Origin of the sequence: Micromonospora sp. A200, assembly GCF_029893845.1 — a bacterium.
Classification (GTDB): domain Bacteria; phylum Actinomycetota; class Actinomycetes; order Mycobacteriales; family Micromonosporaceae; genus Micromonospora; species Micromonospora purpureochromogenes.
This window is the reverse complement of the sequence record NZ_JARXXY010000011.1, coordinates 1-14,163: the sequence shown is the minus strand read 5'-3', so window position 1 is coordinate 14,163 and position 14,163 is coordinate 1. Positions and strand designations below refer to the sequence as shown.

The 14,163-nt window shown below is 74.6% G+C and carries 15 protein-coding genes; 12 read left to right on the top strand and 3 right to left on the bottom strand.

Going from position 1 to position 14,163, the window contains the following annotated elements; translation table 11 throughout:
• Positions 1–66: 66 nt before the first annotated feature.
• Both M2302_RS12855 and M2302_RS12850 read left to right on the top strand, forming a co-directional pair.
• Complete coding sequence (locus M2302_RS12855) at positions 67–2,604, top strand: FtsK/SpoIIIE domain-containing protein (RefSeq protein ID WP_280838141.1); 2,538 nt, start codon at positions 67–69, stop codon at positions 2,602–2,604.
• Complete coding sequence (locus M2302_RS12850; protein ID WP_280838140.1) at positions 2,605–3,336, top strand: hypothetical protein; 732 nt, start codon at positions 2,605–2,607, stop codon at positions 3,334–3,336.
• On the opposite strand, the gene M2302_RS12845 is transcribed toward M2302_RS12850, so the two are convergent.
• Positions 3,328–3,540 (bottom strand): hypothetical protein, encoded by a 213-nt coding sequence (locus M2302_RS12845; RefSeq protein WP_280838139.1) that lies wholly within the window; start codon positions 3,538–3,540, stop codon positions 3,328–3,330. The genes M2302_RS12850 and M2302_RS12845 overlap by 9 nt on opposite strands.
• Positions 3,537–3,713 (bottom strand): hypothetical protein, encoded by a 177-nt coding sequence (locus M2302_RS12840; protein ID WP_280838138.1) that lies wholly within the window; start codon positions 3,711–3,713, stop codon positions 3,537–3,539. The genes M2302_RS12845 and M2302_RS12840 overlap by 4 nt, the downstream gene beginning before the upstream one ends.
• A gap of 460 nt (positions 3,714–4,173) precedes the next feature.
• Here M2302_RS12840 and M2302_RS12835 point away from each other — a divergent pair, with 460 nt between their 5' ends.
• From M2302_RS12835 to M2302_RS12810, 6 genes are all read left to right on the top strand, one after another.
• A complete protein-coding gene (locus M2302_RS12835; protein WP_088961183.1) occupies positions 4,174–4,419 on the top strand; it encodes a winged helix-turn-helix domain-containing protein in 246 nt (81 codons plus the stop codon).
• A 102-nt stretch (positions 4,420–4,521) separates the two neighbouring features.
• Positions 4,522–4,785, top strand: coding sequence for a DUF6244 family protein (locus M2302_RS12830; protein ID WP_088961184.1), 264 nt, complete (start codon positions 4,522–4,524; stop codon positions 4,783–4,785).
• Positions 4,786–5,241: 456 nt separating this feature from the next.
• A complete protein-coding gene (locus tag M2302_RS12825; RefSeq protein WP_280838137.1) occupies positions 5,242–7,455 on the top strand; it encodes a M48 family metalloprotease in 2,214 nt (737 codons plus the stop codon).
• A 13-nt stretch (positions 7,456–7,468) separates the two neighbouring features.
• Positions 7,469–7,861: a hypothetical protein gene (locus tag M2302_RS12820; protein ID WP_280838136.1), complete on the top strand. Its 393-nt coding sequence runs from the start codon at positions 7,469–7,471 to the stop codon at positions 7,859–7,861.
• Between the two features lie 215 nt (positions 7,862–8,076).
• Positions 8,077–8,889 (top strand): alpha/beta fold hydrolase, encoded by an 813-nt coding sequence (locus M2302_RS12815; RefSeq protein WP_280838135.1) that lies wholly within the window; start codon positions 8,077–8,079, stop codon positions 8,887–8,889.
• A 226-nt stretch (positions 8,890–9,115) separates the two neighbouring features.
• Positions 9,116–9,481 (top strand): YciI family protein, encoded by a 366-nt coding sequence (locus M2302_RS12810; RefSeq protein WP_280838134.1) that lies wholly within the window; start codon positions 9,116–9,118, stop codon positions 9,479–9,481.
• Here the strand turns inward: M2302_RS12810 and M2302_RS12805 are convergent.
• Positions 9,465–9,632: a hypothetical protein gene (locus M2302_RS12805; protein WP_280838133.1), complete on the bottom strand. Its 168-nt coding sequence runs from the start codon at positions 9,630–9,632 to the stop codon at positions 9,465–9,467. The genes M2302_RS12810 and M2302_RS12805 overlap by 17 nt on opposite strands.
• 235 nt (positions 9,633–9,867) lie before the next feature.
• Here M2302_RS12805 and pyk point away from each other — a divergent pair, with 235 nt between their 5' ends.
• The 4 genes from pyk to M2302_RS12785 all read left to right on the top strand — a co-directional run bounded on the left by pyk (position 9,868) and on the right by M2302_RS12785 (position 13,850).
• Positions 9,868–11,316, top strand: coding sequence for a pyruvate kinase (pyk, locus tag M2302_RS12800; protein WP_280838132.1), 1,449 nt, complete (start codon positions 9,868–9,870; stop codon positions 11,314–11,316).
• The gene (locus M2302_RS12795; RefSeq protein WP_280838131.1) at positions 11,313–12,194 is read left to right on the top strand and encodes an acyl-CoA thioesterase II; all 882 of its coding nucleotides are present in this window, start codon (positions 11,313–11,315) and stop codon (positions 12,192–12,194) included. The genes pyk and M2302_RS12795 overlap by 4 nt, the downstream gene beginning before the upstream one ends.
• Positions 12,195–12,251: 57 nt before the next feature.
• A complete protein-coding gene (locus tag M2302_RS12790) occupies positions 12,252–12,722 on the top strand; it encodes an Rrf2 family transcriptional regulator (protein ID WP_280838130.1) in 471 nt (156 codons plus the stop codon).
• Positions 12,723–12,839: 117 nt separating this feature from the next.
• Entirely contained in the window at positions 12,840–13,850 is a 1,011-nt protein-coding gene (locus tag M2302_RS12785; RefSeq protein WP_280838129.1) for a sulfite exporter TauE/SafE family protein, read from the top strand.
• Positions 13,851–14,163 lie beyond the last annotated feature (313 nt).

Below are 14,163 nucleotides of genomic sequence, written 5' to 3'. Positions count from 1 at the left end.
GGTGCGTCGCCGGCCCGGCTCCGTTAGGGTTCCCTCGACCGGACGGACGTGGTGGGGGAGCAGACGGTGGGCAGGCTCGCGTCGGCGTACGGCCAGGCGGTCACCGCCCACCGGCGGGCCCGTGACCGGTGGACCCGGGCCCGGGCGCTGCTCGACCGGCTCGCCGGGCAGCCCGTGCCGGAACGCACCGTCGACCTCGTCGCCCGGCTCGGCCGCCTCGCCGCCGGCCTGACCGCCCCCACCGCACCGGCGACCCGTCCGGCCGGCGAACCCGCGCCGGTGCGCGTCGGCGACGCCACCACCGCCGACGGCCGGTTCCCGCTGCTGCTGCCGCTGGGCGCCGGCCGGCACCTGGCGATCAGCGTCGACGCCCGCGACCCCCGGGTGGCGGTGCTGCTGCGGGTGCTGGTGCTGCGGCTGCTCGCCACCGCCCCGCCCGGCACCGTCCGGGTGGTCGGCATCGACCCGGCCGCGCTGGGCGCCACCTTCCTACCGCTGCGGCCGCTGCGCGACGCCGGTGTGCTCGGCGCGACCGCCACCACCGAGGCCGAGATCGGCGCGCTGCTCGACGCCGCCGAGGCGCACGCCCGCGCCGCCCAGCAGGCCGACCGCGACGACCACGAGCTGCTGCTGGTGGTGGCCGCCTCGGTGCCGGCCCCGCGCGAGCTGGCCCGGCTCGCCGCGCTCACCCACGCCGGGCCCGCCGCCGCGGTCTGCGTGCTGCTCGCCGGCCATCCCGTGGCGCCGCCCGGGCAGGCCCCACCGCTGGGCGCCACCACCACGCTGCGGCTCGACGAGCGGTACGCCTGGGTCGGCGACCCGCCCGGGTACCCGTTCGGCGACGACGGCACGGGGCTGGCCGTACCCGTGCTGCTCGACGGCGACCCGCCGCAGGAGGCCGTCCGCTCGCTCGCCGGGCGGCTGGCCGCTGCCGTGCGGCGCGACACGGCGCTGCACGTCGCGGACCTGCTGCCCGAGCGGCGCTGGACGGAGTCCGCGCGGGCCGGGCTGCGCACGGTGGTGGGCCGGGCCGGGCGGGAGCCGGTCACCCTCGCCTTCGACGACGCCACCCCGCACTGGCTGGTCGGCGGGCGCACCGGCGCCGGCAAGACCGTCTTCCTCGTCGACGTCCTCTATGGACTGGCCGTCCGCTACTCCCCGGCCGACCTCCAGCTCTGGCTGCTCGACTTCAAGGAGGGCGTCAGCTTCACCGAGTTCGTGCCCACCGAACGGGACCCGTCGTTCCTGCCGCACGCCCGCACGGTCGGCGTCGAGTCCGACCGCGAGTACGGCCTCGCCGTGCTCCGCGAGCTGCGCCGGGAGCTGGGCCGCCGGGCCGAGGAGTTCAAGCGGCACGGGATCACCAAGCTCGCCGACCTGCCGGCGGACGCGGCGGTGCCCCGGATCGTGACCGTGGTGGACGAGTTCCACGTCCTGCTCGCCGGCAATGACCGGCTGGCCCGGGAGGCCGTCGACCTGCTGGAGGAGCTGGCCCGCAAGGGCCGCTCGTACGGCGTGCACCTGGTGCTGGCCAGCCAGAGCACCACCGGCGTCGAGGCCCTCTACGGCCGCGCCGAGACGCTCTTCGGGCAGTTCGCGCTGCGGGTGGCGCTGCCCGGCGGCGAGGCCGTGCTCGGTCCCCGCGCCGCGACCGGCACCGCCGGCACGGTCGGCACCGCCGTGGTGAACACCGCCGCCGGCGCGCCCGGGGCCGACCTGCTGGTCCGCTTCCCCGACGCCCACGCCGACGCCCGGGAGGTCGCCCGCCTGCGCTACGAACTGTGGGACGACCGGCCGGAGGGCTGGCCGCCGCCGGCGGTCTTCCGCGGCTACGAGCCGGCGCACCTGGAGGACGAGCCGGCCGCCGCCGCGCTGCGGCCCGGCGCGCGCCGCCCGTCGGTGCTGGTCGGCCGCACGGTCGACGTGGCGGGCAGTCCCGCCCGGTTCGCCCTGGATGCCGCCCCCGGGCGGCACCTGGCCGTGGTGGGTACCGCGGCGACCGGGGCGCACGTGCTGCGGGCCGCCGCGCTGAGCCTGGCCCGCCAGCACGCCCCGGGCGAGGCCGAGTTCGTGCTCGCGCCGCTGGTCGAGGCCGCCGACGAGCTGGCCGACGAGACCGCCGCTGGGATCAAGACGGCCGGGCATCCGGTCACCGTGGTCGACGCGGCCGGGCTACGCGGGCGGATCGGCGAGCTGGCCGCCGACCCGGGGCGGCGGGGCCGGACGTACCTGGTGGTCTTCGGGGTGGACGCGGCCGGCGCCACCCTCGCCCGGACCGACCCGGAGACCTTCCGCTCGGGCCACGACGACCTGCGGGCGCTGCTGCGCCAGGGCCCCGGCCACGGGGTGCACCTGCTCGGCTGGTGGCGCGGGCTACGCCGGCTCGCCGACGACCTCGGCGGCTCGCAGAACCGCGACGACGTGGCCTGCCTGGTGGCGCTCAACGTGCCCGGCGCCGACCTCGGCCTGCACCTCGGCGTCACCGACCTGGCGTACACCCCGCGGGCCGACCGGGCGCTGCTGGTGGACCGGCACGCCCAGCGGACCGCGCTGATCGTGCCGTTCGTCCGCCCCGGCTACCGGCCCGAGGACGAGGAGCGCTGAGTGTCCACCTTCGACGAGTACGCCGCCGCGGTGCGCCAGCTCTCCGTGCAGGTACGCGAGGGCGAGCGGGGCGCCGCCGCCGAGGCGGAGCGCCGGCGGCGGCTGCACGCCGGGGTGGCCCAGCTCGGCCAGCGGCTCGCCGCCCAGGGTCAGCGGCTGGACCAGCTCGGCGAGGCGATCGGTCTTCCGCCGGCCACCGCCGCCGCTCCGGACGGGCCGGACGCCGCCACCGACCCCCCGGTCGCCACCGGCGCCGTCGACCCGGACGCCGACCCGGACGCCGACCTGGACGCCGACCTGGACGCCGACCTGGACGCCGACCCGGGCGTCGTGCTGGAGGAGGCCCGCCGGCTGGTCGACGAGGCCGACCTGCGGACCCGGGAGGTCGAGACCCTCGCCGCCCGGCCGGAGCTGCTGCCGACCTGGTCGCCGGCGGCCCGGGCGGTGGCCGTCTACGTCGCCTGCGCCGCCGCGGGCGTGCTGCTCATGCTGGTCCTGGTGGTCGCCTCCGGCGTGGGGCTGGTCAGCGGCTTCACCCTGGGCGCCTGGATCTGCGCCGGGCTGCCGGTGCTCTCCTTCGCCGCCGGCTGGCTGATCCTCGGCCGCTGGGGCCGGCCCGCCCTGGCCACCGTGGAGCCGCCGCGGTTCGTCCCGCTCGGCTTCGTCATCTGCGTCGCGCTGGTGCCGACCGCGTACTGCGCCAGCCTGCTGCTCGTCCGTTTCCTACGCTGACGTCGCCCGGCCCGCGCGCAGAGCGTGCAGCGTGGCGTCGTGGTGCGCCAGCCGAGTCCGCGCCGCCCGCTGCTCGTCGCACGGCTCGGGCCGTCCGCAACTCCGGCACACCCCGGTGTACGCCTCCGTGCGGTGCTCGGCGAGGGTCCGCCGCGCGTCGGCAGCCTGCTCGGCCGCGTACCTGCGCAGGCCGGAGCTGTTCACGGGCTGCCCTCGCCGCCGGTGGTGGCCGCGCTGTGGGCGGCCTTGACCAGCCGGGCGAAGCGGACCTCGGGGCAGGGGTAGTCCTCACCGCAGCCGCAGAGCCACCGGGTGACCACCCGCGGGGGATGGGCGAAGAGGATGTCGTCGGCGTCCTCGACGTCCTGTGCGGACACCAGCGGCTCCGGACGGCCGGGCCGCCCGGGTGGGTGGTCGCCGCCTGGTCGCCCCACCCGATCGTCCCGGTCGGTGGGTGAAGGACGGGCGCGGTCGGTCGGCGGAACACCATGGGTGTCAAAGGGCTCCGGTGACACCCATGGTGTTCCACCCGTCCGGTCCTCGTCCCCGTTGGTGGAGCGGTTCTCGTGAGGTTGCTCGTGCATCGGGTGCTCCCATCCGGTGGCGTCTCCTTGTTGGGGGATCGCTTGAGCGTGGGCGCTGCGTGTGAGCGCGGGCAGCGCCCGGCACGCCCGGCCGTCCAGGGGGACCGGCCGACCGGGCGCTCTGTGCGGTGGGGAAGGGCCAACTTCGGTTTGCAGACCTGGGAGCCGGCCGAAACAGAGCGTATATAACAGGTCATGTAAGCGCAAGCAGCGGACCAGACATCGCTTGCTATACAAAGTTTCACGTGATCAAATGGCGGTGCAGACCTGGGAGACACCTATGCCCGCCAAAGCCAAGTGGGCGCAGATAGCCGACGGCATCCGCGCCCAGATCCAGTCCGGCGAACTCGCGCCGGGAGACAAGCTGCCGTCGACGTCCGAGCTGTGCCGTCAGCACAGCGTGTCGGCCATCGTCGTCCGACAGGCGATCAACGCGCTCAAGATCGAAGGACTCGTCGAGGGAGTCGGTGGCGTCGGCGTGTTCGTCGCCGAGCGATAGTCGACAATCGGTCCGTCGTCGTGTGATCGCCGGAGGGCGTGGTATCTCGTACCCTCCATCGTGGTCCACGCCGGTCGGCGCGGGACGACCAGGGGAGGGCGCGTGAGCGCAGCACAGGTCATCGCCAGGCTGGCGGCGGCGGCGCAGAAGCTGGACGAGGCGAAGGCGAAGACCGCCGCCGCGGCGCAGGACGCCGCCGAGGCGCGGGAACTGGTCGCCGGCGCGCTGGAAGGCGTCGCGGCCGGGCCGCTGATCGGGATGCTGGACGCCTACCGGCAGGCGCTGACCCAGGCGGCCCAGGGTGCCGGGCCGGCCAGTCAGCAGGTCCAGGAGACGATCGCCAAGGTGCGGGCACTGGGCAGCTGAGCCCGGCCCCGCCCGGCGGGCCAATGGCGTGTCGGATAGCTGATCCGGAACAGGGCGGTGCCGCCTGCGCTCCTGCACATATCCTGGCGGGTTCGCGACCAATCAGCGTGGTTTCCCGGCCAATTCGCCGGAGGCCTCCGCCAACCCCTGTTTTCGCATCGATCCACGCCGCCACCGACTCGGGCGAAGAGCTGCGAATGCCCTGGTGAGACAAGGAATCGCGCCACGGTCGGCGCGCTGTCGCCGCCGGTCCGGGCCGGATTAGTGGTGGCGATTACCATTCGCTACGGGTAATGTCCTGCGACGTCGAAATCCACTGATCCATTTCGGCACCGCATTCCTGCCCGCGCACATACCGTCGACGGTCGGCCCGGCCGCCGTCCGATGCGCCGTGCCCGTGGAACGTGCGCCCCTTCGCCGTCCCGGGTGGTGGCGTCTGTCGTCGAGGAGTCTCCCGTGAGCGACCCGGACGTTGACCCGCAGGTGAGACCCCCGGTCGAGCAGCGGCCGACCGAGCCCCGCCCGGCCGCACCGGGCGGACTCGACCGGCGGCTGGCCGACCGGCCACCGGGGTACCCGAACGCGCTGGTGTGGCTGCGCGCCGGCATCCTGCGCGACTGGCGGGGTGTGCTCGGCAGCTTCCTGGCCACCTGGTTCTACGTGCCGCTGGCGCTGCTGGCCGCGGTGTGGGGCGGGCTCGCGCTGGGCGTGCTCGGGCTGGTCGCCGGGGGTACCCAGGCGGGCGACGCCCTGCCGTCGGTGGTGCGCGACGCGCCGCTGGTCGGCCCCCTGCTCGATGCCTTCCTCAACCGGTCCGGCGGGGTGGTCGGCGGCTTCGCCGGCTTCGCGGTCGGCTTCCTGGCCGGCTTCCTGGTCGTGCTGGTGCTGCCCTGGCGGGACGCCTTCGACGAGCCGGCGAACCTGTTCACCGGCCTGGTCGGGATGGTGGTGGCCGCCGCCCTGGTCGGCCTGGTCTACACCCTCGGCCGGGTACTGCTGGAGCCGTGGTTGCTCAGCGTCTCCGGCGCGCGTCAGCTCAGCCGGCGGGAGGCGGAGCGGCTGCGGCCGATCCTGTCCGAATGCGCCGCCCGCCTCGGCCTGCCGAGCGTGCCCCGGCTGCTGATCGAGGACGACCCGGTGCTCACCAACGCCCGGGCCTACGCCCGGCACATCGTGGTGACCACCAGCCTGCTCGACGAGCCGGACGAGGACGTCGCGGCGCTGCTCAGCCACGAGTTGGTGCACTGGCGTACCGGTGACGAGGTGACCAGCGCGTTCGTCCGGGGGGTCGGGCTGCCGTTGGTGCTGGTCCACGCGGTGCCGACCTGGCTGATGCGCAGGTTCCCGCACCCGGCCACCGACCTGCTGGTCTTCATCGTCTTCTGGCCGGTGCTGCTGACCATGCGGTTCGTGGTGCTGCCCTGCCACCGCCGCGACGTCCGGGCGGCCGAGTACCGGGCCGACGCCGGGGCGGTCCTCGCCGGCCACGCGGCCGGCATGCGGTCGATGCTGGAACGGCGTCGGTCCTTCGAGACCGGCCGCAGCGGGTGGGACGAGGCGGTCTGCGCCACCCACCCGCCGTCCGAGCTGCGGCTCGACCGGCTCGAGCGGCTCACGCCGGCCACCGCCGACGAGGCGACGGCCGCCGACGGGAGCCCCGCTCGGGTGGGCACCGAGGAGCTGTTCGGACGGCCGGGGCCGGTCGGCTCCCGGCGCGCCTGGGTGCTGGTCGGCGCGCTGGCGCTGATCGGCTGCCTCGGTGGCGGCGCGCTCACCACGGCGCAGTGGCTGCTGTTCCGCCCGCAGGCGGCGGTGGACACCTACTTCTCGGCGCTGGACAACGGCGACGGCCGGGGAGCCCTGGCGGCGTTGACCCCGGACGCCAGGGCGGCGGCGGGCGACGGCGAGCAGCTCGCCCGGATCGTCGGCGGGGAGGGCTACCAGCCGCCGAGCGACGTGGACGTCACGTCGGTCGAGCGCGACGGCGACGAGGCGGTGGCCAAGGTCGCCTACACCCTGGCCGGGCAGAAGCTGAGCGCCGAGCTGCCGCTGCGCCGGGACGAGTCGGCGACCCTCGGGCTGTTCCACCGGTGGCAGATCGCCGCGCCACCCGCGCGGCTCAGCCTGCCCGGCGCGGCGGGCCTGACCGTCAACGGCCAGCCCGCGCCGGCGGCTGGAGAGGGCGTCGAGCTGGCGCTGCTGCCCGGTGCGTACACCGTCGGCGGCCAGCGCAACGCCCTCAGCGAGACCCCGTCGCAGGTCGTCTACGTCCTGCCCGGGCAGGAGAGCACGGCGAGCCCGGACCTGACGCCGACGCTGGCCCCGGCGGCCCAGGCCACGGCGGAGGAGAGCGTCAAGGCGTACCTGGACGCCTGCGCGGCGCAGACGGTGGCCGCGCCCCAGGGGTGCCCGTTCCGGTACTACACCGGAGAGACGGTGAAAAAGATCGCCTGGAAGATCACCCGGTACCCGACGGTGCAGCTCACCCTGACCGGCCCGACCACGGCGCAGGTGTCGACGCCGTTCGAGGGCCGCGGGTCGGCCCAGGCGACCGGCACCACCACCGGCTTCTTCGGGACCACCCCGTTCACCGAGGACGAGGAGATCCAGGTGGTCGGGGTGCTGTCCGTGGTGGACGGCAAGCTGACATTCCGGCCCGGCGGCGACTGAGGGAGATTTTGACATGACCGAACCGTCCACCCGGCCGGGGCGACCCGTGCGGATGGTGCTGACCCCGCGTACCGCCCGGCCACCCCGGGTGCCGCTGCTGGCCTGGATCCACCGCCGGCCGGAGTTCCGCGCCGCGGTGCGCGACGCCGCCGGCCAGGGCGGCCGGCCCGGCTTCAGCGACGCGGTGATCATCGCGGTGGTGGCCCAGGGACTGCTGCCCGGCCTGTTCAACCTGGTGCAGTCCTGGGTGGACCAGCAGCGCACCGAGGTGAGCATCCGCATCCAGGTCGGCGATGCCGAGGCGGAGATCCAGGTCAACGGCCGGACGGATCCCACCAAGTTGCTCGACCAGGCCACCCGGGCGCTGCGCGAGGCGGCGGACGGGGAGGCCGACCCGACCGCCTGACCAGGGACCCGACCGGGGCCGACCGCGAACGCGGTCGGCCCCGCCGTGGTGCGCCCGCTTTGCCGGAAGACACCTCCGGTGCGACATCAGGTTACCGGCGCGTAACTTGCCATTGACGTGTGTGAATTGTGACCCGCATCATCGTCCCACCGATCGATCGGATCCCTCCACCCACCGTCCCCGCTCCCCGGGAACCTCCCACCGGAGGTGCAGCCATGCTGCTCCGAACGATCCTCGCCGCCACCACCGCCGTCGCCGCACTGCTCGTCCCGGCCACCGCCGCCGCGGCCGCCCCCGACCGCACCACCACCGCCGGCACCACCACCGCCAGCGCCGCAACCATGTCCACCACCGCCGCCGCCAACGCGAGCGCCAACCCGGTCATCGTGGTCGGCGGCCTGATCGGCGTCTCCATCGCGTACGAGCCGATCGCCGCCCGGCTGCGCGCCGACGGCTTCCGGGTCTCCATCTTCCAGATCCCCGGGCTCGGCTTCGGCGACATCCGCGAGTCCGCCCGGGCCTTCAAGACGTACGTCGACCAGGTCCGCGCCAGCACCGGCGCGGCCAAGGTGGACCTGGTCGCCCACTCCGAGGGCGGCCTGGTCTCCCGCTGGTACGTCAAGTTCCTCGGCGGCGCCGACGTCGTAGGCCGGTACGTCAGCCTGGGCAGCCCCCAGCAGGGCACCTACGCCGCCAACATCCTCAAGTTCATCGGCCTCGGCAACTGCGCCGGCATCGTCGCCTGCCAGCAGATGTCCATCGGTTCCGACCTGCTCACCGCCCTCAACGGCGGGGACGACACCCCGGGCGCCATCCGCTGGGCGACCGTGCGGACCTGGCAGGACGAGCTGGTCTGGCCGATCGGCAACGCCGCGCTGTCGGACGGCGCGACCAACGTGCTGATCCAGAGCTGGTGCCCGCTGCGGCTGGTCGGCCACCTCAGCCTGATCCTGGACGGGACCACCTACACCGTGGTCCGGCAGGTGCTCACCGACGCCCCGGTGCGCCCCAACTGCTTCGCCCTGTGAGCCAGCGACGGGCGGACGGGAGCACCCCGTCCGCCCGTCGTGCTGTCAGGCCGCGGCCATCGTCGTCGGTGATGACCGGCTGGACGAACGACCCAGCCGGTCGGCAACCGGGTACGTCGGTGGGGCAGTTGGCCCGAGCGGCCGCTGCGGCCCGCCGCAGCGTGCGACGCTGTGCCGAGTCGGGGGAGACCGCGGTGCCGACGCCGGCAGCGTGGGAGGGGGCGCCATGACGGGTATGCCGCAGCTGGACTTCGCGCTCGACACGTACGAGTGCATCGTGCTCTATCCCGGGCCGGCCGGTCGGGCCCTGCCCAGCGAGACCGTGCAGCGGTTGCAGGCCGAGCACTTCGAGCACATGCAGGCGTTGCAGCGCCGGGGCATCGTGCTGGTCTCCGGGTCGATCGACGGCCCCGCCCGGGAGCCGGCCCCGCCGATCGGCATCGGCCTGGCCCGCACCGGCTCGGTCGACGACGTGCGCAGCGTGATGGAGGCCGACCCGGCCGTGCAGGCCGGGCTCTACCAGGTGGACGTGCTGACCTTCCTCTGCCCGGCCGGCTCGCTGGAGTTCCCGCTGGTCAAGGCCCAGGGCTGACCGACTGTCGCCAGCCGCCACCCCCGACCTCTCCCGCGCCGCCGCCGACCTGCGTGAGCTGCTCGGCGACCGGTTGCTCCGGCCCGCCGACGCCGACCACCCCGCCCCGACCGGCGGTCTTCTCCGTCGTACCCACGCTGCCGGCGACCACCGGCGGTGGGTGAGTGGCGGCGCGGCGGGCGCCCGTCGCGGGCGTGGGAGCGCCTCCGGCAGCGGATGCGGGCGGGCGGTACGATTCCCGGCGCGGTCGCCGATGCCCGCCACTCACGACGTCCCGGTGCGGGTCCGCGCCCGCCGGCCACGCGCCCTGCGCGGCGCGTCGGTGGACAACTGTTCCGCAGTCCGAAAGGGGTCGGCCCGGCCGACCTGGAGGAGAGACTAGCCTGATGGGCGTGACACGCCGCGCGAAGATCGTCTGCACTCTTGGCCCTGCCACCTCGTCCCCGGAGCGGATCCGGGGGCTCGTCGAGGCGGGCATGAACGTGGCCAGGCTGAACTTCAGCCACGGCAGTCACGCCGACCACGAGTCGGTGTACCGGCTGGTGCGGGAGGCGGCCGACGCCGCCGGGCACCCGGTCGCCATCCTGGCCGACCTCCAGGGTCCGAAGATCCGCCTCGGCCGGTTCGCCGACGGCCCGCACGAGTGGCGCACCGGCGACTCCGTCGTGATCACCGGCGACGACATCGTGGGCACCAAGGAGCGGGTCTCCTGCACCTACCGCAAGCTGCCGCAGGAGGTGAAGCCGGGCGACCGGCTGCTGATCGACGACGGCCGGGTCGCCGTCGAGGTCAGCGACGTCACCGGCAACGACATCCGCGTCCTGATCACCGAGGGCGGCCCGGTCTCCAACAACAAGGGCGTCTCGCTGCCCAACGTGGCGGTCAGCGTGCCGGCGATGTCCGAGAAGGACGCGGAGGACCTGCGCTTCGCCCTCGGGCTGGGCGTCGACCTGATCGCGCTCTCCTTCGTCCGGTCGGCCGACGACATCAAGCTCGTGCACGGCATCATGGCCGAGGAGGGCGTGCACCGCCCGGTGCTGGCCAAGGTCGAGAAGCCCGAGGCGGTGGACCACCTCGAGGCGATCGTGCTCGCCTTCGACGGCGTCATGGTCGCCCGCGGCGACCTCGGCGTCGAGCTCCCGCTGGACCAGGTGCCGCTGGTGCAGAAGCGCGCCGTGCAGCTCTGCCGGGAGAACGCCAAGCCGGTGATCGTGGCCACCCAGATGCTCGACTCCATGATCGAGAACTCCCGCCCGACCCGCGCCGAGGCCTCCGACGTCGCCAACGCGGTGCTCGACGGCGCGGACGCGGTCATGCTCTCCGGCGAGACCAGCGTCGGCAAGTACCCCGTGCTCACCGTCAGCACCATGGCGAAGATCGTCACCACCACCGAGTCCGGTTCGATCGGGGTGCCCCGGCTCCAGCACGACCCGCGTACGCACGGCGGCGCGCTCACCGTCGCGGCCTCCTCGATCGCCCGGGCGATCGGCGCCAAGGCGCTGGTCGCCTTCTCGCAGACCGGCGACACCGTCAAGCGGCTCTCCCGGCTGCACTGCGACCTGCCGCTGCTGGCCTTCACCCCGGTGCCCGAGGTGCGCAACCAGCTCGCGCTCTGCTGGGGCGTGGAGACCTTCCTGATGCCGTTCGTCGAGCACACCGACGACATGTTCCGCCAGGTCGACCAGGCGCTGCTCGGCCTCAACCGGGCCAACCCCGGCGACTACGTGGTGATCGTGGCGGGCAGCCCGCCGGGCACCCCCGGCTCCACCAACACGCTTCGGGTGCACCAGCTCGGCTCGCTGGTCGACGCGGCCTCCGCGCGGGCCCTGCAGTGACCGAGCGCCAGGTGGCCGGGCAGGCCGCGGTCGACCAGTTGCTGGAGGTCCTCGACCTCGACAACACCGGCGAGATGACCTTCCGGGGGATGAGCCCGCCGGTCGGCCCGCAGCGGGTGTACGGCGGGCAGGTCGCCGGCCAGGCCCTGGTGGCCGCCGGTCGTACCGTCGATTCGGAACGCTTCGTGCACTCGCTGCACGGCTACTTCGTGCGCCCCGGCGACCCGGTGGAGCCGATCGAGTACCAGGTGGAGAACGTCCGCGACGGCCGGTCGTTCTCGGTGCGCCGCTCGGTCGCCCTCCAGCACGGCAAGCCGATCTTCTTCATGTCGGCCTCCTTCCAGCGGCAGGAGGAGGGCCTGGACCACCAGGCTCCCACCCCGCCGGACGTGCCCGGGCCGGACGACGTGCCCACCATGACCGACCGGCTCTCCCGCTACCCGGAGCGGCTCGGCATCTGGGGGCAGATCCCCCGCCCGATAGACGTGCGCTACGTCGGCGAGCCCGGCTGGGTACGCCCCGGCGACCGCCCCGCCGACCCGAACCAGCGGGTCTGGATGCGCATCGACGGCAAGCTGCCGGACGACCCGCTGCTGCACGCGTGCGCCCTGACGTACGCCTCCGACCTGACCCTGCTGGACTCGGTGCTCTCGGTGCACGGCGAGGTCTGGGGCCCGGGCGGCGTGGTGGGGGCGAGCCTCGACCACGCGCTGTGGTTCCACCGGTCGTTCCGGGCCGACGAGTGGTTCCTCTACGACTGCTGGAGCCCGTCGGCCTCCGGTGCCCGTGGGCTGGCCACCGGCCGGATGTTCACCACCGAGGGCCTGCACATCGCCAGCGCCGTGCAGGAGGGCCTGCTCCGCCGCGTCGGCGAGTGATCAAAAGGGTGAGGGGCGGCAGGTCGGCCGGCTGACCTGCCGACTAACCTTGCGGTCATGCGTCTCTCCGCCCGGGTCGACTATGCCCTCCGTGCGGCCGCCGAGCTGGCCTCGGTCGCCGACGGCGCGAGTGCGGGGCGGTCCCGGCCGGTCACCGCCGAGCAGATCGCCCGGGCCCAGGAGATCCCACCGAAGTTCCTGGAGAGCATCCTGCTCCAGCTGCGCCGGGGCGGCATCGTGCACGCGCAGCGCGGGCCCGAGGGCGGCTACTGGCTGGCCCGGCCGGCCGCGGAGATCTCCCTGGCCGAGGTGATCCGGGTCATCGACGGTCCGCTGGCCCACGTGCGCGGGCAGCGCCCCGAGGACTTGGGCTACCACGGCGCGGCCCGGGCGTTGCAGGAGGTCTGGATCGCGCTGCGGGCCAGCGAGCGGGAGATCCTGGAGCAGGTGAGCATCGCCGACGTGGCCGCCGGGGACCTGCCGGGCCGGATCACCGAGCTGGCCGCCGATCCCCGCGCCTGGAGCTGAGCCCGGGCGCACCGTCGGTGTCGTCCCACCCACCGATAGGGGGCTTGACCCGGCCCCCGTCGTGCCGCATTGTCGACCAAGTCGATAGGAGATGCCGAAAAGTTCGGAGGGGCGCGCGTGCGCAAGCTTCTGGTCCTCGCCCTGGTCGGGCTGGCCGCCCAGCTCGTCGACGGGGCGCTCGGCATGGCGTACGGGCTGACCTCGTCGACGCTGCTGCTGTTCGCCGGCATCGCCCCGGCCACCGCCTCCGCCTCGGTACACCTGGCCGAGATCGGCACCACCCTCGCCGCCGGCGTCGCGCACTGGCGGTTCGGCAACGTCGACTGGCGGGTGGTCGCCCGGATCGCCGTCCCCGGCGCGCTCGGCGCCTTCGCCGGGGCCACCTTCCTCAGCGCCATCTCCACCGAGTCGGCCGCGCCGTGGATGGCGGGCATCCTCTTCGTGCTCGGCGCGTACCTGTTGGTCCGCTTCTCCCGGCCGCTGCGCCCCCGGGCCGGCGCCGGTGGGCTGCGCGGCCGTTTCCTCGGCCCGCTCGGCCTGGTCGCCGGCTTCGTCGACGCCACCGGCGGCGGCGGATGGGGCCCGGTGGCCACGCCCGCGCTGCTGGTCTCCGGCCGGCTGGAGCCGCGCAAGGTGATCGGTTCCGTCGACACCGCCGAGTTCGTGGTCGCCGGCGCGGCCAGCATCGGCTTCCTGATCGGCCTGGGCAGCCAGGGCTTCCTGCTGCCCACCGTGGCCGCGTTGCTGGTCGGCGGCCTGATCGCCGCGCCGGTCGCCGCCTGGCTGGTGCGCATCGTCCCGGCCCAACTGCTCGGCGCGACCATCGGCGGCGTGATCGTGCTGACCAACGCCCGCACCCTGATGCGCGCCGGCGAGCTGGGCGGCGCCGCCCGCCCGGCGGTCTACGCGCTGCTCGCCGTCGGCTGGGCGGTCGCGCTGGCGCTGGCGGTGCGCGCGCTGCGCCGTACCCGTCGGGCCCGGACCACCGTCGCCGCCGCCCTCGCGACGACCGGCGACGGTGGTCCGGTGGAGGCCGCGACGCCGACGCCGGCCGCGTCGGCGGTCCCCGGATCGCCGGCCACCGCGCCGGTCCAGGATGCGTCGCGGCTGGCCACGGCTGATCGCTGACCCGATCGGGTACGCCCGCGGGCGCCCCCGCATTCCTCAGCGCGCCGAAAGGGTCCACCCGGCCGCGGCGAGCGGCGGGCCGCGATCGGGAACATGCCCTTGGGGGCGGTGGAGCCGCGAACACGCCGACCCGGGCGGGGAGCCCGGTCCGTCACGCCGCGTCACCGCGCTCCGGGGCGGATGCCACCGCAAGCGATATGCCTCCCAGGCATATTTATGGGTCTTCTGCTGGGTTTGTGGGTCGGTGTAGATCATCTGTTGGGTAGTTGGGGTCGGTGGCCGCCGAGGCTGAGCATGGCCAGGGCGATGAGGG

Coding starts and splice junctions, on each gene's coding strand:
- M2302_RS12835 (WP_088961183.1), top strand. CDS start 4,174: ATGGCGGTGCAGACCTGGGAGACACCTATGCCCGCCAAAGCCAAGTGG.
- M2302_RS12820 (WP_280838136.1), top strand. CDS start 7,469: ATGACCGAACCGTCCACCCGGCCGGGGCGACCCGTGCGGATGGTGCTG.
- M2302_RS12815 (WP_280838135.1), top strand. CDS start 8,077: ATGCTGCTCCGAACGATCCTCGCCGCCACCACCGCCGTCGCCGCACTG.
- M2302_RS12810 (WP_280838134.1), top strand. CDS start 9,116: ATGACGGGTATGCCGCAGCTGGACTTCGCGCTCGACACGTACGAGTGC.
- pyk (WP_280838132.1), top strand. CDS start 9,868: ATGGGCGTGACACGCCGCGCGAAGATCGTCTGCACTCTTGGCCCTGCC.
- M2302_RS12790 (WP_280838130.1), top strand. CDS start 12,252: ATGCGTCTCTCCGCCCGGGTCGACTATGCCCTCCGTGCGGCCGCCGAG.